Annotated in this window: 15 protein-coding genes and 3 pseudogenes; 10 read left to right on the top strand and 8 right to left on the bottom strand. The window is 41.2% G+C overall.

What is annotated here, in order from left to right:
• Nucleotides 1-94: 94 nt before the first annotated feature.
• The gene (locus tag JMY05_RS12860; protein ID WP_198329591.1) at nt 95-1024 is read right to left on the bottom strand and encodes a DUF808 domain-containing protein; all 930 of its coding nucleotides are present in this window, start codon (nt 1022-1024) and stop codon (nt 95-97) included.
• Nucleotides 1025-1437: 413 nt separating this feature from the next.
• On the opposite strand from JMY05_RS12860, the gene JMY05_RS12855 reads away from it, so the two are divergent.
• The 5 genes from JMY05_RS12855 to JMY05_RS12835 all read left to right on the top strand — a co-directional run bounded on the left by JMY05_RS12855 (nt 1438) and on the right by JMY05_RS12835 (nt 7362).
• Nucleotides 1438-2292, top strand: coding sequence for a DsbC family protein (locus JMY05_RS12855; RefSeq protein WP_201615266.1), 855 nt, complete (start codon nt 1438-1440; stop codon nt 2290-2292).
• 270 nt (nt 2293-2562) lie between these two features.
• Nucleotides 2563-3921 (top strand): homoserine dehydrogenase, encoded by a 1359-nt coding sequence (locus JMY05_RS12850; RefSeq protein WP_201615265.1) that lies wholly within the window; start codon nt 2563-2565, stop codon nt 3919-3921.
• Between the two features lie 96 nt (nt 3922-4017).
• Nucleotides 4018-5199, top strand: a complete 1182-nt coding sequence (locus tag JMY05_RS12845; RefSeq protein WP_201615264.1) for a thiolase family protein — start codon at nt 4018-4020, stop codon at nt 5197-5199.
• A 428-nt stretch (nt 5200-5627) separates the two neighbouring features.
• Nucleotides 5628-6476: a DUF2382 domain-containing protein gene (locus JMY05_RS12840; RefSeq protein WP_045443477.1), complete on the top strand. Its 849-nt coding sequence runs from the start codon at nt 5628-5630 to the stop codon at nt 6474-6476.
• Between the two features lie 241 nt (nt 6477-6717).
• Entirely contained in the window at nt 6718-7362 is a 645-nt protein-coding gene (locus tag JMY05_RS12835; RefSeq protein ID WP_201615263.1) for a YsnF/AvaK domain-containing protein, read from the top strand.
• A 72-nt stretch (nt 7363-7434) separates the two neighbouring features.
• Here the strand turns inward: JMY05_RS12835 and JMY05_RS12830 are convergent, their stop codons facing one another.
• Together JMY05_RS12830 and secA are read right to left on the bottom strand one after the other, a co-directional pair.
• Nucleotides 7435-7968 carry a hypothetical protein gene (locus tag JMY05_RS12830; protein ID WP_201615262.1) on the bottom strand — a complete coding sequence of 178 codons (534 nt, stop codon included), beginning with the start codon at nt 7966-7968 and terminating at the stop codon, nt 7435-7437.
• 287 nt (nt 7969-8255) lie between these two features.
• The gene (secA, locus tag JMY05_RS12825) at nt 8256-11033 is read right to left on the bottom strand and encodes a preprotein translocase subunit SecA (RefSeq protein WP_045443474.1); all 2778 of its coding nucleotides are present in this window, start codon (nt 11031-11033) and stop codon (nt 8256-8258) included.
• Nucleotides 11034-11538: 505 nt separating this feature from the next.
• Here secA and mutS point away from each other — a divergent pair.
• From mutS to JMY05_RS12800, 4 genes and pseudogenes are all read left to right on the top strand, one after another.
• Nucleotides 11539-14652, top strand: coding sequence for a DNA mismatch repair protein MutS (mutS, locus tag JMY05_RS12820; RefSeq protein ID WP_201615261.1), 3114 nt, complete (start codon nt 11539-11541; stop codon nt 14650-14652).
• A 206-nt stretch (nt 14653-14858) separates the two neighbouring features.
• A complete protein-coding gene (fdxA, locus tag JMY05_RS12815; protein WP_045443471.1) occupies nt 14859-15182 on the top strand; it encodes a ferredoxin FdxA in 324 nt (107 codons plus the stop codon).
• Between the two features lie 268 nt (nt 15183-15450).
• A pseudogene (locus JMY05_RS12805) lies at nt 15451-16600 on the top strand (IS3 family transposase).
• Between the two features lie 180 nt (nt 16601-16780).
• A pseudogene (locus JMY05_RS12800) lies at nt 16781-16990 on the top strand (IS3 family transposase); the annotation flags it as partial.
• 71 nt (nt 16991-17061) lie between these two features.
• On the opposite strand, the pseudogene JMY05_RS14085 reads toward JMY05_RS12800, so the two are convergent.
• From JMY05_RS14085 to JMY05_RS14025, 4 genes and pseudogenes are all read right to left on the bottom strand, one after another.
• A pseudogene (locus JMY05_RS14085) lies at nt 17062-17157 on the bottom strand (type IV pilin protein); the annotation flags it as partial.
• 123 nt (nt 17158-17280) lie between these two features.
• The gene (locus JMY05_RS12790; RefSeq protein ID WP_045443468.1) at nt 17281-18027 is read right to left on the bottom strand and encodes an SDR family NAD(P)-dependent oxidoreductase; all 747 of its coding nucleotides are present in this window, start codon (nt 18025-18027) and stop codon (nt 17281-17283) included.
• A gap of 6 nt (nt 18028-18033) precedes the next feature.
• The gene (locus JMY05_RS12785) at nt 18034-19332 is read right to left on the bottom strand and encodes an FAD-binding oxidoreductase (RefSeq protein WP_201615259.1); all 1299 of its coding nucleotides are present in this window, start codon (nt 19330-19332) and stop codon (nt 18034-18036) included.
• A gap of 9 nt (nt 19333-19341) precedes the next feature.
• Entirely contained in the window at nt 19342-19539 is a 198-nt protein-coding gene (locus tag JMY05_RS14025) for a GtrA family protein (protein WP_320157824.1), read from the bottom strand.
• Between the two features lie 252 nt (nt 19540-19791).
• Here JMY05_RS14025 and JMY05_RS12775 point away from each other — a divergent pair, with 252 nt between their 5' ends.
• Entirely contained in the window at nt 19792-20667 is an 876-nt protein-coding gene (locus tag JMY05_RS12775; protein ID WP_045443462.1) for a decaprenyl-phosphate phosphoribosyltransferase, read from the top strand.
• On the opposite strand, the gene JMY05_RS13910 is transcribed toward JMY05_RS12775, so the two are convergent.
• Nucleotides 20664-21143 carry an IS630 family transposase gene (locus tag JMY05_RS13910; RefSeq protein WP_227678189.1) on the bottom strand — a complete coding sequence of 160 codons (480 nt, stop codon included), beginning with the start codon at nt 21141-21143 and terminating at the stop codon, nt 20664-20666. The genes JMY05_RS12775 and JMY05_RS13910 overlap by 4 nt on opposite strands.
• Nucleotides 21144-21149: the final 6 nt, after the last annotated feature.

The following is a 21149-nucleotide window of genomic DNA, read 5'->3' as shown; positions in this document are numbered from 1 at the left end:
CCCAACGCAAAAGCCCCAAAGTTGTCAGCAACTTTGGGGCTTTTTTACGAAATAAAATGACAAAAAATATAAAGCTAGAGCACATGTAACCGACTTAGTGTGCAGATGACGCTGTGTCGTCCTTTCCACGAATTTTACTAATAACTGTGAAGATAGCCACAACCGCAGCGCCAATGATAAAACCAATGACGCCGTTTAATACCGTTGTCGTTAAGCTTTCAAAGATACCCGTTAAATCAGCGATATCCTCTACTCCATGATGTAAAAAGCCGATACCGTGTACTAAGATACCACCGCCTACTAAAAACATTGCCAACGTGCCAGCGATAGATAGAAACTTCATCAGTTTGGGTGCCGCTGCAAACATTAACTTGCCCAATTTTTGCTTGAACGCCCCTTCTTGTTCCATTAAATGCAGACCTGCATCGTCTATCTTCACGATACCAGCAACCAAGCCATAAATACCAATCGTAATACCGATGGCTAAAATAGACAGCACCAAGCTTCGTTCTAACAAAGTGGCGCTTGCCGTTGATCCCAAGGCAATTACGATAATCTCAGCTGACAGAATAAAATCCGTACGTACTGCACCTTTGATCTTTTCCTTTTCAAAAGCGACCAAATCTATAGTCTCATCAGCATTGGCTTGCCGACGAGCATTTTGCTCCTCATCATGCGGCAAAGCATGTGGCCAAAATCGATGAATGACTTTTTCAGCGCCTTCATAAACCAAAAACAAACCACCACACATTAGTAAAAAAGTGACCAGCGGTGGATAAACAGCACTAATCAAGAGTGCCGCTGGTACTAGAATAAGTTTATTAATAAATGAGCCTTTGGCGACCGCCCAGACCACTGGTAGCTCACGATTGGCTTTGACACCCGTGACCTGTTCTGCGTTGAGCGCCAAATCATCGCCCAATACACCAGCGGTTTTTTTAGCAGCGACTTTGGTCATGACGGAAACATCATCCAATATCACACTGATATCATCAAGTAGGGTTAATAAACTGGCACCTGCCATGTGTGCTCCTTAGCAAAAATTTATTGAAATAAAGGGTTAAAAATAACTGATACCAATAGTTTTATAGGAATTTTTATAAAAACACTGTTATTAGCCGTAGACTACAAGGGCAAGCGTCGATATTAAATAGTACAAATGTATCTTATTTTTTTGAATTGACGTTTATGCCTACTACTATTATTGCTACCCTCACCTCCCTATATCACCTCATAGCCTGTGGCTGTTATTTGCTATAAATATGTTAATATAGGCGACATGATTACTTACCTTTTATAATTATTAAATTGTAAAAAAACCTTTTAATTTTAAACCTTTAAGACAATATCGATACGTATTGCTTTATATAGAAATTTAGTATCATTTTTCTTAAAACGACTTCACGATTAGGCACGATGCCTACAGGACACCTATATATGTCATCCCCGATTGCAAAAAACACCTTTGCTCAAAACCGCTTTTCTCGAAATAATTTATCTCGCTTTATGATGAGTGCACTGCTTGTTGTGGTTGCTGCGGGCTGCTCAAACAATGCAGCAGATGCGACCAGCAACACCAGTATCGTCAATAATACCGATGCTAAAACCAGTACAAGTAAGGCATCCGCTGATAGCGATGCTGCCGTGGTAAAGGCGTTGCAGGCGAATTTGAATACGTCCGGTATTGAAGAAAATATCATTTCAGCCGTACCAACAGATATGGATGGTATTTATTGGGTTACAGCGGAAGGACTGCCTTCTTTCTTTACTGATAAGTCTGGCAAACACATTATCCAAGGTCAGATTATTGCTGTTGGCGAGGCTGCGCCTATCGATATCAGTGCGGCATTGGTTGCTAGTACCGCACAAGAAGCCCTAAAAGCCGTCGATAAAAAAGACATGGTGATTTATCCAGCCATAGGCGAAACGAAGTCAGTGGTCTATGCCTTTACCGATGCAGACTGTGGTTATTGTCGTAAATTGCATGAAGAGATGGATGATATCAATGCACGTGGTATCGAGGTACGTTATTTGGCATGGCCGCGCAGTCAGGAATCAGTGCCAAAAATGGAAGCCATTTGGTGTAGTCAAGATCGTAAGGCGGCCATGAATCAAGGAAAAATGGGCGCTGATGTACAAGCGCCTAGCTGTGCCAGCCCTGTACAAGAACACATGGCACTGGGTGCAAAACTTGGTGTGCGTGGTACTCCCGCTATCTTTACAGAATCTGGTCAGCAAGTAGGCGGCTATCTACCTGCGGCGGAGTTGGCTCAAGCTATCGGTGCTAGCTAAAATCTGTTATTGTTTCAGGTATTTGTGATATCTATGACGATGGCGACATTGTGTAGACGTCACAACTGCTTGTCGGTATGATACGATAAAGCGCTATGAAAAATCAGCAGCATACTTTTTATTTGAGTATTTTTTATTCAACTATAATGAGAAATCGATAAAGCTGCGACTGTCAAAATGCACGCAAATACTACAGCTAGTAGCGCATGTGCATTTGACTCTGTGACAGCGTTATTATTGGTTCATTATATTTAACCTCTTGAGGATACTGTGAGTAATTCCATCAAACTAGCGATACTTGGTCTGGGCACCGTCGGAACGGGCGTGATCAATCTAATCAATGACAACTTAAATGAGCTAAAACGCCGTAGCGGACGCGACATTATCATTACCGAAGTTGGTACGCGCCGTCATCGTGATGATATTGATCCCAATATTATGCAAAACAGTGACTTGATGGCAACTGCTGCAAGCGACAATGTCGATATCGTCGTCGAGGTGATTGGCGGTACGACCCTTGCCAAAGACGTAATTATGCACGCCATTAAAAACGGTAAGCATGTGGTGACTGCAAATAAGGCGCTATTGGCAGAACATGGCAACGAAATCTTTGCCTTTGCTGAAGAGCATAACGTCCATGTCGCTTATGAAGCAGCAGTCGCAGGCGGTATCCCCATTATTAAAGTCATGCGCGAAGCGCTCGCTGCCAATAAAATCGATTGGCTAGCAGGTATCATCAACGGTACTGGCAACTTTATTATGACTGAAATGCGTGATAAAGGTCGCCCGTTTGCAGACGTGTTGAGCGAAGCACAAGAATTGGGTTATGCAGAAGCAGATCCGACTTTTGATGTCGAAGGTATTGATGCGGCTCATAAACTGGCATTACTCGCCTCTATCGCCTTTGGTATTCCGCTGCAATTTGATAAGGTCTACTGTGAAGGCATCACTGGTATCACCTTACAAGACGTCAACTATGCGGAAGAGCTTGGCTACCGTATCAAGCATTTGGGCTTTGCCGTACGCCGTGATGGTCAAGGTAATGATGAGACTTCTGGTATTGAACTACGCGTACACCCAACGCTTATTCCGCAGGATGCGTTACTCGCCAACGTCAATGGCGTAAAAAATGCGGTGTTGGTCAACTCTCATCCGCTTGGACAGACGTTATATTGCGGTGATGGTGCTGGCGCTGGCGCAACCGCTTCTGCGGTGATGGCCGATGTGATGGATTTGGTGCGTGTTCTAGGTAGCAAAGACAGTAGCGATGAAAGCAACAGTAATCAAAACAACCACAGTCACCATGTGCCGCATTTAGCATTTATCCCTGAGCAGCTATCAGACACGCCCATATTGCGCGCTGAGCAGATGATTACCGGTTATTATCTGCGCGTACATGCTTATGACAGCCCTGGTGTGTTGGCAGATATTACTCGCATTCTAAGCGATGCTGGTATCAATATCGATGCCATTTTACAAAAACCTGCGCACAAAGTTGGTCAAGTTCCAGTTATTATCTTGACGCTGCCCGTGGTCGAAAGTCAGATGAATCTAGCCATCGAAAAAATTGAAAAATTAGAGACCATTACTGATAAAGTAGTACGCATTCGCTTAGATGAGCTAGCATAAAGCCTGCAGTTATTGAGCCTAAAAGATGCTATCTAGTCCGCGTTTGGTTTTAATTAAAACAAACTCATTTAAAATACGTAAAAAGGAATAATAACGATGTCAAATGATGCAATTGTAATTTTAAACGGCGCACGTACCCCAATGGGCGGCTTCCAAGGCGCACTAAAAGATATGAGCGCAACGGAACTTGGTGGCGCTGCTATTAAAGCCGCTGTCGAACGCTCAGGTGTGGTAGTCGATAGTATTGACGAGGTCATTATGGGCTGTATCTTAACCGCAGGCTTGGGTCAAGGTCCTGCCCGTCAAGCGATGCGTAATGCGGGTTTATCTGATGCAACTGGCGCTGTCACTATTAACAAGCTTTGTGGTTCAGGACTAAAAGCAGTCATGCAAGCACATGACGGCATCAAAGCAGGTAGTTTCAATGTAGCAGTCGCTGGTGGCATGGAATCAATGACCAATGCGCCATATATTATGCCAGGGTCACGTGGCGGCTACCGTATGGGACATAAAGAAGTCAAAGACCATATGTTCCTAGACGGTTTAGAAGATGCTGAAACTGGCAAACTGATGGGTATGTTCGCACAGGAAATGGCTGATGAAAAAGGCTATACCCGTGAGCAAATGGATGCGTTTGCTATCGAATCGCTAAATCGTGCGCTCACTGCTATCAAAGACGACCACTTCAAAGATGAAATCACGCCAGTGACTTTTAAAACCCGTAAAGGCGAGCAAACCGTCGATACCGATGAGCAACCAGCGCTTGCTAATGCTGAGCGTATCCCTACTCTACGTCCAGCCTTCGCCAAAGATGGCACCATCACGGCAGCAAATGCCAGCTCAATCTCAGACGGTGCGGCAGCGGTTGTGGTCATGAAAGAATCGCAAGCGAAAGCTGAAGGTTTGGACTATCAAGCGCGTATCGTTGCAACCGCATCAAACTCTCGTCATCCAAGCGAATTTACCATTGCTCCGATTGGTGCAATTGAAAAAGTATTGGCTAGTGCTGGTTGGTCAGTCGCTGATGTTGACTTATGGGAAATTAACGAAGCGTTTGCAATGGTAACTATGGCGGCTATGGACGAGCTAAAAATCGACCATGCCAAAGTAAACGTCGAAGGCGGCGCTTGTGCACTCGGTCATCCAGTAGGCTGTTCAGGTGCTCGTATCTTGATCACGCTTATCAACTCTCTCAAGCGTACTGGCGGCAAAAAAGGCGTTGCGACACTTTGTATTGGTGGCGGTGAAGCCGTGGCTGTGGCTATTGAACTTGCTTAACACTCAAGTAGATCAATTAATCGATTGATATGTTAAATTAGCTTCTATCATTATCGTTTATTACAAAATTTTCAACATATCAGGAACCGCATCGCTATTTGCTATGCGGTTTTTCTGTGTCTATGACTCTTAAATAAGCTAGAAATATTGCTCTGTGTAAAGACACGTTAATCTTTGACCCCAGCTATGTTATGCCACTTACAGCCTATTACACGCAATTACTTCAAGCGCACACTTTGCTACCTTGCTCATATATCTCATCGAAAATCATGATGTTAAGATTCTTACAAGTCGATGTAGAGGCTACTCACATGGCTTGCTACACACTTTATTATAAAAATATTTTTACTAGAAATTTAACTTTTCCAAAACAACGATTGTTTTTAAAATAATTAATAATGATTAACTCATAAAAAAGGAAGACAACAATGAGCCAACTAATCCGTTTAAAAGATATCCAAGCTACTCATAAAGATTTAATCGGTGATGATTATTATGACCCAACAGGTAAAACTGCCTATGGTGTCAATGAAGAAAAAATCGGTAAAATTGAAGGTGCATTAGTAGAAGATACCACTGGTCGCATTCGTTATTTGATCGTTGATGCTGGTGGCTGGTTCAGCTCAAAAGAAGTATTGGTACCAGCAGGTTTGGCACGTATCGTTGGTGATGATGTGTTTTTTGACAGCTTGACCAAGTCTCAAGTCGATGCCATGGAAGTATATGACCATGATTATCAGTATAGCTATAAAGATCAGTATCAAAAGGATCGTCAAGCATTTGTTGCTGATACTGTTCCAGTTGCAGAGCGTATGGAGATTGCAGACCATGCCTATGACGCACCAAACACACTAGAGCTACTAGAAGAGCGCTTGACCGTCAATAAAGATCGTATCGTAGCAGGTTTGGTTAAAGTTGGTAAGCATATAGTGACCGAAGAGCGCAATGTCGATGTTGAGCTAGAAGAAGAGCATGCTAATATTCAGCGTACTAACGTAGATCGTCCAACAGATCGCCGTATCGGTGACATTGATGGTAATCAAACCATTGAGGTTGAACTAGAGGCTGAACGTGCCCGCGTTGGTAAAGACACTTATGTATCTGAAGAAGTGAACGTCGGTAAAACCACTGAACGTCATACTGAAACTATCGTTGAGACTATCCAACGTGAAGAACTAGATATCGATCGCGATGGCAACGTAGTAGACCGCGAAGGCAACATAATCGACCGTGATGGTATTACTGCAGAAGACGTACGCCGCGCTCGTGGTATGTAATACGCTAAACCGTCATACTGTTTGGCTGTCATTAAAAAATAAGATCGCCGAGCAATATATGACCGTAATAAGCAGCTAAGTATTTTTACTTAGTGAATTAAGACCAGAGCATGCCTCTGGTCTTTTTTTGCTTATTATACTCAAAAATTCTTAATGACATCTGATAATGCTAACCTTGCAAAATCTGCAAAAACGACTTTTAAATATTGTATAACGATTATTTCTTAAAGATAAGGACATTATGATGACTACCAATCACGACGACAGCATCCAAAACGATAGCTTTCTACAAGAGGGTTTACATAACAAGCAAGTGATACCAAACGCTATAACTGCCCCAATTGATACTCATAATGGCACAGTAGCTAATGGCATAAGCAGTAACAACATAGATAAGAGCAATCATAATGTTGGACACTTGGAGCTATTAGAAGAGCGTCCTGTCATCAACAAAGAGCGTTTAGATGTTGGTAAAGTAACGGTGACCAAGCACGCTCGTACTAAGACCATTGACGTGCCTATTGAGTTGGTAGAAGAATATATTACTATTCGCACTGAATACCACGATGCGAAAAGTCAGGACTTATTGTCAGGCAATTATGATGAAAAGGATATATTGCGCCATGTCGAGCCATCGTTAGATAGAAAGGCGGTCGTTACCGTGAATGGCAAACAGATTGAAATTGGTGATGAGCCGATTGAAATTGTCCTATCACGTCAAGTGGCTACCGTTACTAAAGACACTTATGCTATCCAAGAAATCGATATCAATAAAACCACTCATACCCATACAGATAGTATCCAAGTAGTGCTTAAGCATGAAGAATTAGATGTGAAGGAAGAAGGATTTTTGGCACATGAGTCTAGCACCAATCCTCATAAATAATTTTGCTGACTCATTAAAACCAGATATAAAAAAAGCAACGTTATCGTTGCTTTTTTCTTGATTGCTTACTTATTATGAGGTTTTTTTACATTCATAAGTGCTGACATTCGCCGCATCTGTACCTGCTGTACGCATCACACCCGTCTCACGCGCTTCATGTGCTACACGCCACTGGGTAAAGCCCTGACTGCCATCAATAGCGGTTGCTACTTCAAACACTTCTGGATTACTGGCATCATTGGTTTTATTTAATGTCACCGTACCCGTATCAGTCGCGATGACTACTTGTTTGGCATCGTCTTTATAAGTTGCATTAACTTTTAGCTCAGGTGAGCACAGATAGGCTATTTGACTGACGCCACTATTGACGGAAACTACGGTATCATCCTGTACTTCACTAAGCGATGCATCCGCTGTATCGACAACCACCTCATTAGGCTCAGCAGGTTCAGCGGACATCGGTACCGTTTCTTCGCTATGAGCACCATCATCTATACCCGCTTCTGTCTCTGACTGTTGTTGACAAGCACTAAGCGTCAGAACGCCAGCAAGTAAGCCAGTCAGCGCCACAGAAGTACGCAATTTTTTTAATAATTCTATAGTCATAACACTTTCCCCAATGAATATGTTAAACACTATAACGTGTCCATAAATTCACGCCTATGTTGAATTTGTAAGTAATCAATACGAAATATAGCCAACACGTTTGTGAAGAGTCAACTTTACTATCTACAAATAATATAGTCGATTCAAGATGATTTAGAGACAAAGAATATGAGCAAATACAGAAAAGCCCTTATCTAAAGTAGATAAGGGCTTTTGAGACTAACGAATATTAAAGATATATAAGCAGCAATGCTTAGCTTTTTATTATCAATATTCGTTTATGAATGCTATATTTTACCATGACATTGCTTGTACTTAAGACCTGAACCACAAGGGCATGGGGCGTTACGACTGATATTCATACCAGCGTATGGGTCTGCCTCATTGGCATTATTACCACTACCCACAATAGCACCTGCGACCGCACTACCAGCAAGATTACGATTTTGCGCGGCGGCTTTTTCAGCTCCGCTATCCATATTATCAATATCACTATGCTCGAACTGCATTTGCATATGAGCAGCATTCTCACGCTGCTGTATTTCCAGCGCTTCTAGCTCTTCTTTAGTCGGAATATGGACACGTGATAAATCTTGAACGGTCTCAGATTTAATTGCGCCAAGCATCATTTGGAACAGCTCAAATGATTCACGCTTATATTCTTGCTCAGGGTTTTTCTGTGCATAACCACGCAGATGAATGCCTTTACGCAGCTGATCCATTTGGGTCAAATGTTCTTTCCAATGCTTGTCTAAGCTCTGTAGCATAAAGTGACGCTCAAGCTGAGCAGCATCTTTTTCGCCCATCTGCTCACGGCGGCTATGATAGCGATCGATAGCCGTTTGGATGATTTTGGCACGCAACCCTTCTTCATCTAAGCGGCGATCTTCATCGAGCCAATCATTGATCGGCATCGCAATCTTAAATTCATTTTCAAGCTCGTCTTCTAAGCCATCAATATTCCATTGGTCATCGATAGAACCTGGTGGAATAAACTGGTTAATCATGGCGTTATAGACTTCTTCGTGCATAATCTCGATGGCTTCAAGCAAGTCCATCTCTGCTAGCAAGTCATCACGCTGACCATAGATCACTTTACGCTGCTCATTGGCGACGTCATCATATTTCAACAGATTTTTACGCGCATCAAAATCGCGGCTTTCTACTTTACCTTGGGCATTTTCAATCGATTTTGAGACCATCTTATGCTCAATGGCTTCATCTTCTTTAAGACCCATGGCACGCATCATATTTACGACGCGGTCACCAGCAAAGATACGCATCAAGTCATCTTCGAGCGATAAAAAGAAACGCGACATCCCAGGATCGCCCTGACGACCGGCGCGACCACGTAACTGGTTATCGATACGACGTGATTCATGGCGCTCAGAACCAATGATATGCAAACCGCCAGCCGCAACCACTTGGTCATGCTTAACTTGCCATTCTGCTTTTAGGCGCGCCATTTCTTCAGGGCTGACCGAATCGATATCTTCAATAAACGATTGCCAGTTACCACCAAGGATAATATCGGTACCACGACCAGCCATGTTGGTCGCGATCGTCACAGCCTTTGGACTACCTGCCTGCGCGATGATTTCGGCTTCACGTTCGTGTTGTTTGGCGTTTAGGACATTATGCTTGACGCCTTCTTGATCGAGCAAGTAAGACAACTCTTCACTGGCTTCAATCGTCGCCGTACCAACCAAAACTGGGGCACCTTTGGCTTGAATCTCTTTGATTTCGCGAATGATACCTTTGTATTTTCCTAATTTGGTTAAGAAAATCTGGTCATCCATATCGATACGAGCAATCGGCTCGTGCGTTGGAATCACGATGACATCTAAGTCATAAGTTGATTTAAATTCTGCTGCCTCGGTATCAGCGGTACCCGTCATGCCTGATAATTTTTCATACAAACGGAAGTAGTTCTGGAACGTCGTGGTCGCAAGCGTTTGGTTTTCTGCTTGAATTTCGACGTTTTCTTTGGCTTCTACCGCTTGATGCAGACCTTCTGACCAACGGCGACCTGGCATGGTACGACCCGTGTTTTCATCAACGATAACCACTTCACCATCATCGACGATATAGTGGACGTTTTTAACAAATACATGATGGGCGCGAATGGCAGCTTGTACGTGAGCCAATAATGGCAAACGGCTTGGGCTGTATAAACTTTCATTTTCACCCAACTCACCGACTTCGATTAAGAAGCGCTCAATTTTTTCATAGCCTTTTTCACTGATTTCGATTTGACGATTTTTTTCATCAATCCAAAAATCTTCTTCTTCATTATTCTTATTGGCTTCTTCATCTTTTGAGCGAATCAGCACAGGGATAATGGTATTAATCAGCGCGTACATACGTGAAGAATCTTCGGCTTGACCTGAGATAATCAGCGGCGTACGAGCCTCATCGATTAAAATAGAGTCAATTTCATCGATAATACAGAAGTTTAATGGACGCTGCTTTTTCTCTTTTAAACTAAAGACCATATTATCGCGCAGATAATCAAAGCCGTATTCGTTATTGGTACCGTAAGTAATATCCGCTTGATAAGCGTCGATTTTTTCTTGCGGCGGCTGCTGCGAATAAATGACACCGACGGTCATGCCCAAAAAGCCAAATAATGGACGGTTCAATTCAGCATCACGTGCCGCTAAATAATCGTTGACCGTAACCAGATGGACACCTTTACCACTGATAGCATTGAGGTACATCGCCAAAGTACCCATTAGGGTTTTACCTTCGCCCGTTTTCATCTCAGCGATTTTGCCTTCGTGCAAGGTGATACCACCGATCAGCTGCACATCATAATGACGCATACCATTGACGCGTAATGACGCTTCACGGCAGACGGCAAACGCTTCTGGTAGTAGTGCATCTAAGCTTTCACCTTGTTGGTGTCGTGCTTTAAACTCTTCAGTTTTTTGTTGTAATTGCTCATCAGACAGGGCTTGTACCGCAGCCTCTTGTGCGTTGATTTTGCTGACCACTTTGCGCATGCGCTTTAATTCGCGGTCATTTTTAGTGCCAACCACACTGCCTATAATCTTTGATAACATAATTTTTTGACCTATGGAAATATTCGATAATTAGTGCGCATTAGCCAAAGCTTCGCCCGCTGCCGCCTTGTCATTACAGTCATCACCTGACTAAGTACCTTTTGTTAACAAAGCACCTCTTAACAAAGCACTGATTAATAAGGTACTGCCCAATGAAGTGTCGCCTAATGAAGTATCGCCCAATTAAGTGTGACGTCATTATATATGGTTATGACGCCGATGGATACAAGGGCAGCGAGTAGATATTTGCCGACGTAAAAGCGCGGCAGGACGTGCTAAAATAGTAATTACACTTTCACACTTCTTAGTTTTTCGACTGCTAAATTTGCGCGCTATGATGACCCTTTAATAAAGCTATTTTGGTAAAAATCAACTAGAATTCTACAAATCAACCACTCATAAGCGAGTGTTTTTCTCATCTATTTTTTACACTGATCTGTATATATCGTCGTATATTTAACGCCAGCTGACTATAAACCCATTTAAGCATTATAAGAGACTCTGCATGACCGCTAAGCCATCCGCTCAAAACCTTAACGCCGCCAAACCTACTCCGTCAAAGTACGCAATATCAAAACAACAGACTGCGACACCTTTGACCTCTGATCAGTTGATGGTAGGAGATGCCGTTTATCACTTGGCAGATCATACGCCGATGATGGTGCAATATCTAACCATGAAAGCCAACTATCCACAAGCGTTACTGCTGTACCGCATGGGTGATTTTTATGAGTTATTTTTTGATGATGCTAAGCGCGCGGCACAAATATTAGACATCACCTTGACTCGCCGTGGCACGGATAAAGCAGGCAATACCATTGCCATGGCAGGTGTGCCTTTTCATGCGGCCGATAGCTACATGGCAAGGTTGATAGCTGCTGGGCAAACCGTCGTTGTGTGTGAGCAAATTGACGAATCAGCCACTGGCACTGACAATGCAAATAACCCGTCCAATGCTCCGACGATGGGCGATAAGCAGAAAAAAGATAAAAGCAAATCTGCTGCCGGCAGTATTATGCGCCGTGAAGTAGTTAAAACGCTGACCGCAGGGACGATTACTGATGATGCTTTAATTGCGCCCAATCATACGCCAACTGTGGTCGCCATTGATATCGAAATACCCAAATCGAACAGCAAACAACCTGTGCACGCTGCCATTAGCCAAATGGATTTAGCTGCTGGAACACTAACCACGCAAACGCTTAGCGCCAGCTCTAGTAACAGCCATGACGATATTGAAGAACTACAAACGCAAATGCTGACGGTGCTGGCACGCTTTGCGCCCAGTGAATGTATCGTTAGCGAAGCACTTAGTGAAAGTCTTCACGAAGATTGGATGCTGTGGCTACGTCAAAATCTCGACTGTCCGATTATCGAAGTGGCGGCCAATGACTTCCACCGTGTTCATGCCAGCGCAACCCTTTGCCAGCAGTTTGACGTGCAACGCCTCGACGGACTAGGAATCAATGACACACTTCTTGCCCAATCTAGCTGTGCAGCGCTCATACATTATGCGCGGCAAACTCAGCAGCGTCATGTGCCACAGCTCAATCAGCTGATCGTTGAGTACAGTGACGACTATTTAATTATCGATGCCAATAGTCAGCAAAATCTTGAGCTATTTACACCCGTTAGCAGCAATGGAACTTCATTAATATCTGTACTCAATCATTGTCAAACACCGATGGGTCGACGCTTACTCGTGCAGCAAATGAAACGCCCACTGCGTCAGCATGCGCGTATCAATTTGCGCTTAGATGCGATAACCAGTTTGTTAAATACTGATAAACAGTCTGAGCAAAGCTCGGGAAATATCTCATTAGTTACCAGATTGCGCGAAACCTTAAACGCTATCGGTGATATGGAACGTATTAGTAGCCGTATTGGGCTAATGAGTGCTAAGCCGCGTGACCTGCGTAAACTTGCTGAGGGTATTGCTAGTAGCGCCCAGCTTACGACGCTACTGACAAATTTAGGTATTTGCCATGAGCAAGCAGGACTGTTGCCGATGCTAATGCAGCAATTGCCTGCGCAGTTACCTGCCATACAGTCCGTCGCTGAGCTGATTGAGCGAGCCATTATCGCAGAACCGCCTGCGCATATCCGTGATGGTGGCATGCTCGCCGCAGGTTTTGATGCTGAGTTTGATCGCCTGACTCATTTACATGACAATATTCAAGTGACTTTGGATGAAATGGTCGAGCGCGCACGTCAAGAGAGCCAATTACCCAGTCTAAAAGTGGGTTTTAATAAGGTCAGTGGTTTTTATTTTGAACTGCCTAAAATGCAGGCAAAGAATGCACCAGCGCATTTTATCCGGCGGCAAACGCTGAAGAGCAGCGAGCGCTTTATCACTGATGAGCTAAAAACAGTCGAGACAGAATATCTAAGCGCCCAGTCATTAGCATTAACCCGTGAAAAGCAGCTGTATCACGAACTCTTAACTGAACTCAGCAACCATTTAGCCGAACTGCAACAACTAAGCGCTGCTATCGCCCAAATAGATGTGCTCAGTAATTGGGCACAGCTTGCAACTATTTATAACTGGCAGCGCCCAGTCATGAATAATAATTCAGAGAATACAGATAGCTCCAATACTGGCAGTCAAACCAGTATCGATATTAAAGCAGGTCGTCATGTCGTTGTCGAAGCCGCGCTAAATCCTGTTCGTAACCACAACAATACTCCTGCCAAGCATAGCAGCCATTTTGTCGCTAATGATTGTGCATTAGGCAGTGATGAAAACCCTGAAAGACTGTTGATGATTACTGGTCCTAATATGGGTGGTAAATCAACCTATATGCGCCAAACGGCATTGATTGTCCTGCTCGCTCATTGCGGCAGCTTTGTGCCAGCAGCGCGTGCACATATTGGTGATATCGACCGTATCTTTACCCGTATTGGCTCAGCCGATGATTTGGCGGGCGGTAAATCCACCTTTATGGTTGAGATGATTGAAACGGCTAATATTCTCAATCAAGCAACCAATAAATCGTTGGTGCTGATGGATGAAGTCGGACGCGGCACAGCGACCACTGACGGTTTGGCCATTGCTCATGCTTGCGTCAATCGATTGCTAGAGATTGGCTGCCTGACATTATTTGCCACTCACTATTTTGAGCTGACAAAATTGGCGGAAAACTATAAAGAAAGCAGTGGAAGCAATGACAAACTTATCCGCAACGTCCATGTCGCTGCCAGTGAAATCGACGGTCAACTATTACTACTGCATCAAATCAAAGATGGTGCAGCAAGCTCTAGTTTTGGTCTGCATGTGGCAAAAATGGCAGGGATTCCTACCCAAGTACTGGATGATGCCAAGCGCTACTTAGCAAATAACTTAAAATTAGACCCTAGCAGGGTAGAAAACGTGAGAACCGTTGATGACAAAAATGAATTAGCTAAGTCAGTAAATGATAAATGCGATCATATGAATGGTCATGAAATAGAGAAAGCGGATATAAAAACCACCAATCAATCTCAAATAATGGCTGATATTCCACAACAAAATCAGCTGTTTAGCTTACAGAATGAGCTAATTTCGATTGATCCTGATACCTTAACGCCAAAGCAAGCTCATGATTTACTCTATCATTTGAAGAAAATCATTAGTCATTAAAGGGAATTGTCAATTAGCCGTAAAGGCGTTAAAATGTGCCTTATTTTCCAACTATTCTATGTAGCCCTTATCGTTGATTCACTTTAAAAGAAAATTATGGCAACCAAGTGCAGATGTATCAATAATACTTCAAGCACGGTGAGCACAGTAACTCTTCTAAAAGGGATGAACTATATCAGCCAATCCAATAACAGGTAGACCTCACTATGACCTTTGTCGTTACAGATAACTGCATTCTTTGCAAATACACCGACTGTGTGGAAGTCTGTCCTGTAGACTGCTTTTATGAAGGCCCAAACTTCCTCGTCATCGATCCTGACGAGTGCATCGACTGCGCACTATGTGAGCCTGAATGCCCTGCCAATGCGATCTTCTCAGAAGATGAAGTACCAAAAGGGCAAGAGATGTTCACCCAGCTAAACGAAGAGCTGGCGCAAAAGTGGCCAAACATCACTGAGATGAAGGGACAATTGCCAGAAGCTGAGAAATGGGATGGCGTAGAAGGTAAGATTCAGTATTTAGAAAGATAGCTCAACACTAACGTTTAAATCGTAGACTGCGACTCACACTTACTAAAAGAAAAACCACCTCATAGGTGGTTTTTTTCTAAAAGCTTTACCGACATGCTTGCGGTAAATAATTATTTTTGATCTCTGTGCTCGCATGACATTGCCACTTATCATTAGTAAGATAATCAAGGCTTAGCACCTGACTTTTTAGATAAGGTAAGTTTTGAGCTATGCTGAAGAAACCGTAGAAGTAAACTTAGTAAACTAACGACTCGATGAGGAGTTTACCATGATCAAGAAAATAAGAACCTACAGTGACGAATTTAAAGCCGAAGCCGTCGAGAATATATCGCATAATAATGGTAATATTTTGGCTACTGCAAAGTAACTTGGCATCGCTATGCAAACGTTATCCAGCTGGAATAATAAAGCCAATTAAGGCAAGCTTGTCGGCACAGAATAATATGATCCTGAACTTATAGCAGCTCTTCAGGAAATAAAGCAGCTCAAGCGGCAGCTTAAAGTAGCTGAAGAGGAACGAGAGGTATTAAAAAAGGCCGCGGCGTACTTTGCAAAGCACAGCTAGCAAGGTGCGCTTTTATAAAAACGAATCGGTACATCTTTATCGTAATAAGCATCTGCCGTGTATTAGCTGCTAAACCATCCAGCTACTACGACTGGATGAATCGGAAAATACATCGTAACCACTATGAGCTACTTGTCAAAGCGCCTCACACTGAAACTCTTGAGCGCTATGGCGTAGGTCGTCTGCAATCACATCTAAGTGAACGAGGGCATTATATCAGCTAATAATAACTAGAAACATTAAAGAAGAACATGGCATCAAATACCGTCGGCACGAGCGCTTTAAAATTACCACCAACTGCAAACATAATAAGCTGGTTTATCCAAAAGTGCTAGATCAGAAGTTTGATGCTAAGTGTCCCAATAAATTTTGGGTCAGTGACATCACTTATATTTGGACAAATGAAGGCTCGCTATACTTAGCAGAAGTTAAAGACTTATACACTAAAGAGCTAGTCGGCTATACCATCAACAAGCGCATGGCCGCTGATTTAGTATGCCGTGCACTCAATATGGCAATCAAGAATAAACGACCCAACCGACAGCTGATTGTGCATTCTGATAGAGGCAGTCAGTACTGTAGCCACGCATACCACAAGATCATCAAGCAGCATAAGTTGAAAGGCTCAATGTCTAGGCGTGGCAATTGCTTTGACAATGCGCCCATAGAAAGCTTCTGGAGCATATTAAAGAATGAGTTGGTGTATCACGAAGACTATAAAACAAGATTCGAAGCCATCAGTGATATCACTAAATATATCTAACTAGATTACAATCAGACTAGAATTCAAAAGGGTTTGGGCTATAAAACGCCAATACAGATGTGGTTTGACTTTTATCGTCAGGCTGCGTAAATAAAATCTCCCAAGTCGATGTCTACAGATTTGACAGCGATGTCTACAGATTTGACAGCATAGGTAATATTGAGAAAAAGTGGGCACAAGCAAAGTTTCTGCGCCAAGGCTGGATGGAGAATGATCTGTCTACACTGTTTCATGATATGGGCTGTATTTCTTTTATTGTGAACTGACTATAATTGCTTCGATAGTGCGCCAATAGAAAGATTTTGGGGTATATTGAAGAACAAATTAGTGTATCACCAAGATTATAGAATAAGGTTTGAAGCCATCAGCGATACCATTGGATATATCGAGTTGTATTACAACCAAACTAGGATTTAAAAGAGTTTAGGCTATAAATCGCCAAGACAGGTGTGGTTTGATATTTATCATCATGCTGCGTAACTAAAATCTCTCAAGTTTATTTATACGGATTTGACAGCAAGGGTCAGACGAAAGTGGTTTATCTTTTTATAAGTCGTCATTACCTGCGTCTGATAGCTGACTGTAGCTATGGCTGATGAGATACCGATAATCGCAACCACTATCATAACCTCAATTAAGGTAAAGCCTGCCTACTCTCTGTTTAATTGCTTCAGGTGACGACTTACGATAGCGTTATTGTCAATTTTTAAGACATAAACGATAGTGCATGGTACGTGCCAAATATTATAAGCTTAATACAGAAAGCTTTGTCAGATATCAAACTTGTTAAATAAAAGCTTGGGTAAGCTTTTAATGATTAGCATAATGATAAACCATTTTTTTGGTGTATATAAAGTAGTTTTATTATCATGAATTGCTCTAACAATATCTTTAGCAACCTTCTCTGGAGAAGCTAAATTTTTCTCTAAATTTTTTGTCATAGCTGTTTTCGTCGGCCCAGGTTTTATTAATGTAATTTTCACATCACTATTTATTAAAGTTAAACGATGTTGGAGGCCTTGCGTATAAGTATCAATTAATGCTTTTGATGCACCATATAAATAATTTGAGCTTCGTCCACGATCACCTGCGACTGAACCGATAATACCTAGCTTTCCATAGTCATTCATTAACATGTTCTGTATGATAGCTTCAGCAAACAGTACGGGCGAAATACCATTTATCTCTAATGATTGCTGATGCTCTATAATACTTGATTTGAAATTATTCTGTACAGGTAAACTCCCATGAGCAATAAGTGCAATATCAATGATAAAATCTTTCATAATCTCCTCAACAAAATGCTGTATTTCCTCAGCTTTTAAGAAGTTTATAATTTTTATATCAACACTAGTTTTAGGGTATCTAACTTGTATATCTTCAGAAACTCTTTTTAGTTTATTGTTGTCACGCCCTACAAGTATGAAATGACATGGCTGTTGACTAGACCAAACTCTCGCACAGCGCTCTGCTATAGTCGAAGTCCCTCCTATGATTAAAATATTTTGCTTTTTCAAAAATGATTACTCCCCTAGTAGACGTCTAGACATATCAGAGCTAATATTAGGATCTTTAAATTTTAAAATCTCTTTATATCTTGGATAACCTGCTTCAAATAGCTTTTTAGACATACACATATCTTTCGCTAAGTATAATCTTCCACCAGCTTCATAGACCAGCTGATCTAGCTCAGCAAATAATTCTAAGGTCGGCTTACCCTGATTAGGAAAATCTAGTGCAAGTGTCACGCCAGGTCGAGGAAAACTCAATAATCCTTTAGAAAAGTTACTACCAAATGTTTTAAGTACCGCTAAGAAGGAGCCTTGATTATACCTTTTTATCACTTTTAACATCTCTTGAACGGTATGTTTACTTGTATCGCGAGGAACAACACATTGATATTGATAAAAGCCGCGAGGACCGTACATTTTATTCCAATTATGAAGTTTGTCTAGTGGATAAAAAAAAGGCTCGTAATAAACTGTTTGATTCCCCTTTTTTAGCCGATGAATATGGAAATAAGAAAAGTTAAATAGTGGTAGACTTAATCTATTAACCAAAGATATTGGAGGTGTAAAAGGTAGAGTCTTATCTTTAATTTTAGGTATTGCCATATTTTTTGATTCAGACAAATTACCACGTACAAACAACCCTCTGACTGAAGACTCTGCCAAACAGTCAATCCAAGAAACAGTATATTCCCAATCTTTCTCAGAAGAGTCAGCCAAATAAAAAAAGTCATCTATATTGTAATATGCTATAGTTTCGCACTCAATCCATGGACATTTAATAGTACGTAACTGTATCTTTGCTTCTAAAATTAAGCCTGTCAACCCTATACCCCCTAATGTTGCATAAAACCATTCTGAGTTTTTTTTACTAGAGCATTCTATAATGTCACCATTAGTGCGTAATACTTTAATATATAGAACATGGTTACCAAATGTTCCATACTTATGATGGTTCTTGCCATGTATATCATTACTGATGGCACCCCCTACTGTTATCATCTGTGTACCTGGTGTTACGGGCAACATCCAACCTTTGGGTATTAACATTCGATGAATGTCTTTAAGCACAACACCAGATTCACAGTGTAATATTCCATACTTTTGATCAAATGATATGAAGTGATCCAAATCAGTTGTTTGCCATAAATTACCTTCAGTATTGAGAGATACATCACCATAGCTACGCCCCATACCATAAGCAATAGCTGGACAATAATTTTTAATTTTTTCTATAGCATGAATGGGTGTGTCAAATACAATTACATTATGATCTGCATCTGATAATCTTCCCCAAGATTGAATTTTACTCATAAACAAATCCTAATCCATAAACACATAATGCTGGTCTAATTTATATTTAATAATATATCCAATTATCAACCCTAACGCACCACCAAAATAGCGCATCTCTTTTGTGGCAAAAATATAATGAAAGATAAGTTCAACACCCCAAAATATAAGTGTAGTAAAAATCCCCATAATTGAATATAAAATAAATACCTTTGTACTTTGCTTTATGTTAGCTGTTTCGTACTTGAAAATGTATTTTTTATCTAAAAATATTTTATTAACAAACCTATTATCGTACCAAATAATATAGATAAATAAAGAGAAAAACGTCCACAGTCTAAGTAACTATATATATCTTGTGTTAAAATATTACCGATAGTAGCGAGAATTGCGAAGAAAGCATAGCGTATTGCAATACTTAATGAATCAACCATGATTTAACCTAAGATAAATTTAATAAATTTTTCACAAAGTGGAGGCATGTGTACTATTAACAGTCAACAAAGTGAGGATTATAAAATTTTAAACCTCATAAAGTTAGTGAGACCCAGGCATTGGATCAAAAATATATTTATTTTTGCTCCGTTATTATTCGCTGGTAAACTACTGAACATTAGTTCTATTTATCATGCAATAGTAGCATCAGCTGCATTTTGTGTTGCCGCATCGGCAGTATATGTATTAAACGATCTTAGTGACATAGAAAAAGACCGTAAACACCCTATTAAATTTCAGTCTCGACCATTGGCATCTGGTTTAGTCAAACCTAGAGAAGCTATCTTACTTTTAATATCACTTTATATAATATTATTTTTTTTTTGGTTGTATATTCCTTCCGTCATCTACGTTATATTAATTTATCTTCTCCTCAATTGGGCATATACATTTAAGCTAAAAAATGAACCTGTATTAGAAATATTTATTGTTGCCTTTGGCTTTGTGTTAAGAGTTTACACAGGTGCTCTTGCTATTTCTGTTCCTGTATCTAACTGGATGTTTATCACCACTTTGAGTATTTCACTTTATCTGGCCTCTATAAAAAGAAGGCAAGAAATCTTAATTAACCAATCTAATAGTAGGGCTGTTTTAGCTAAATATTCTATAGATCTAGTTAATCGTTTTGCAGAAATGTCTGCAATTATGGCGATAATATTCTATAGTCTGTATGTTATGGCTGTCCAGCCTGATTTAGTCATCAGCATACCTCTTGTTATATTTGGTTTGTTTCGTTATTGGTATATTGTCGATATGTTAGCATTAGGAGAGTCTCCAACAGATGCTCTTTTGCATGATATACAGCTTTTATTAACTATCTTATTATGGTCAATGTGCTGCTTTTGGATTATCTATAGTTAAGTCTTTATAGAATCGATACAGCCCATATCATGAAACAGTCTAGGCAGATTATTCTCCATCCACCCTTGGCGCAGAAACTTAGCCTGTGCCCATTTTTTCTCGATAGGGTTCAGATCAGTGCTATACGGCGGCAGCCAAAGAATACGATGACCATGCCTGTTCAGTAGTCTTTGAATACGCTTGCTCTTATGAAAGCGGGCATTATCCATAACGATCACGCATTTAGTCTTGAGACTTGGAATTAGCGTGAATTTGCACCAGTCATAAAATATATGGCTGTTGATATTTTGTTCAAAGTAATCAAGCGCAAACAGCATTTTTTTATAAAGAGCACAAATGACGTTTGTACGTTTTTTTGCTTGCCAGTTGTAGCTGTCGATACAGGGTTTTCCTATCGGTACATACCCATAAGGCCTTATAGTTTCAGCCTCAAAGCCGCTCTCATCCATATATACAATCGGATAGCGTTGCTGCATAAAAAT

The organism is Psychrobacter sp. JCM 18902 (genome assembly GCF_904846615.1).
Classification (GTDB): Bacteria; Pseudomonadota; Gammaproteobacteria; order Pseudomonadales; family Moraxellaceae; genus Psychrobacter.
Note: the sequence above shows the minus strand (reverse complement) of the source record. Positions and strands in the feature narration are given on the sequence as shown.

Excerpts from the sequence above, each read along its gene's own strand:
- fdxA (WP_045443471.1), top strand. The coding sequence starts at position 14,859 with ATGACCTTTGTCGTTACAGATAACTGCATTCTTTGCAAATACACCGAC.
- JMY05_RS13910 (WP_227678189.1), bottom strand. The coding sequence starts at position 21,143 with ATGCAGCAACGCTATCCGATTGTATATATGGATGAGAGCGGCTTTGAG.
- JMY05_RS12855 (WP_201615266.1), top strand. The coding sequence starts at position 1,438 with ATGTCATCCCCGATTGCAAAAAACACCTTTGCTCAAAACCGCTTTTCT.
- JMY05_RS12785 (WP_201615259.1), bottom strand. The coding sequence starts at position 19,332 with ATGAGTAAAATTCAATCTTGGGGAAGATTATCAGATGCAGATCATAAT.
- secA (WP_045443474.1), bottom strand. The coding sequence starts at position 11,033 with ATGTTATCAAAGATTATAGGCAGTGTGGTTGGCACTAAAAATGACCGC.
- JMY05_RS12775 (WP_045443462.1), top strand. The coding sequence starts at position 19,792 with ATGTGTACTATTAACAGTCAACAAAGTGAGGATTATAAAATTTTAAAC.
- JMY05_RS12830 (WP_201615262.1), bottom strand. The coding sequence starts at position 7,968 with ATGACTATAGAATTATTAAAAAAATTGCGTACTTCTGTGGCGCTGACT.
- JMY05_RS12845 (WP_201615264.1), top strand. The coding sequence starts at position 4,018 with ATGTCAAATGATGCAATTGTAATTTTAAACGGCGCACGTACCCCAATG.
- mutS (WP_201615261.1), top strand. The coding sequence starts at position 11,539 with ATGACCGCTAAGCCATCCGCTCAAAACCTTAACGCCGCCAAACCTACT.
- JMY05_RS12835 (WP_201615263.1), top strand. The coding sequence starts at position 6,718 with ATGATGACTACCAATCACGACGACAGCATCCAAAACGATAGCTTTCTA.
- JMY05_RS12840 (WP_045443477.1), top strand. The coding sequence starts at position 5,628 with ATGAGCCAACTAATCCGTTTAAAAGATATCCAAGCTACTCATAAAGAT.
- JMY05_RS12860 (WP_198329591.1), bottom strand. The coding sequence starts at position 1,024 with ATGGCAGGTGCCAGTTTATTAACCCTACTTGATGATATCAGTGTGATA.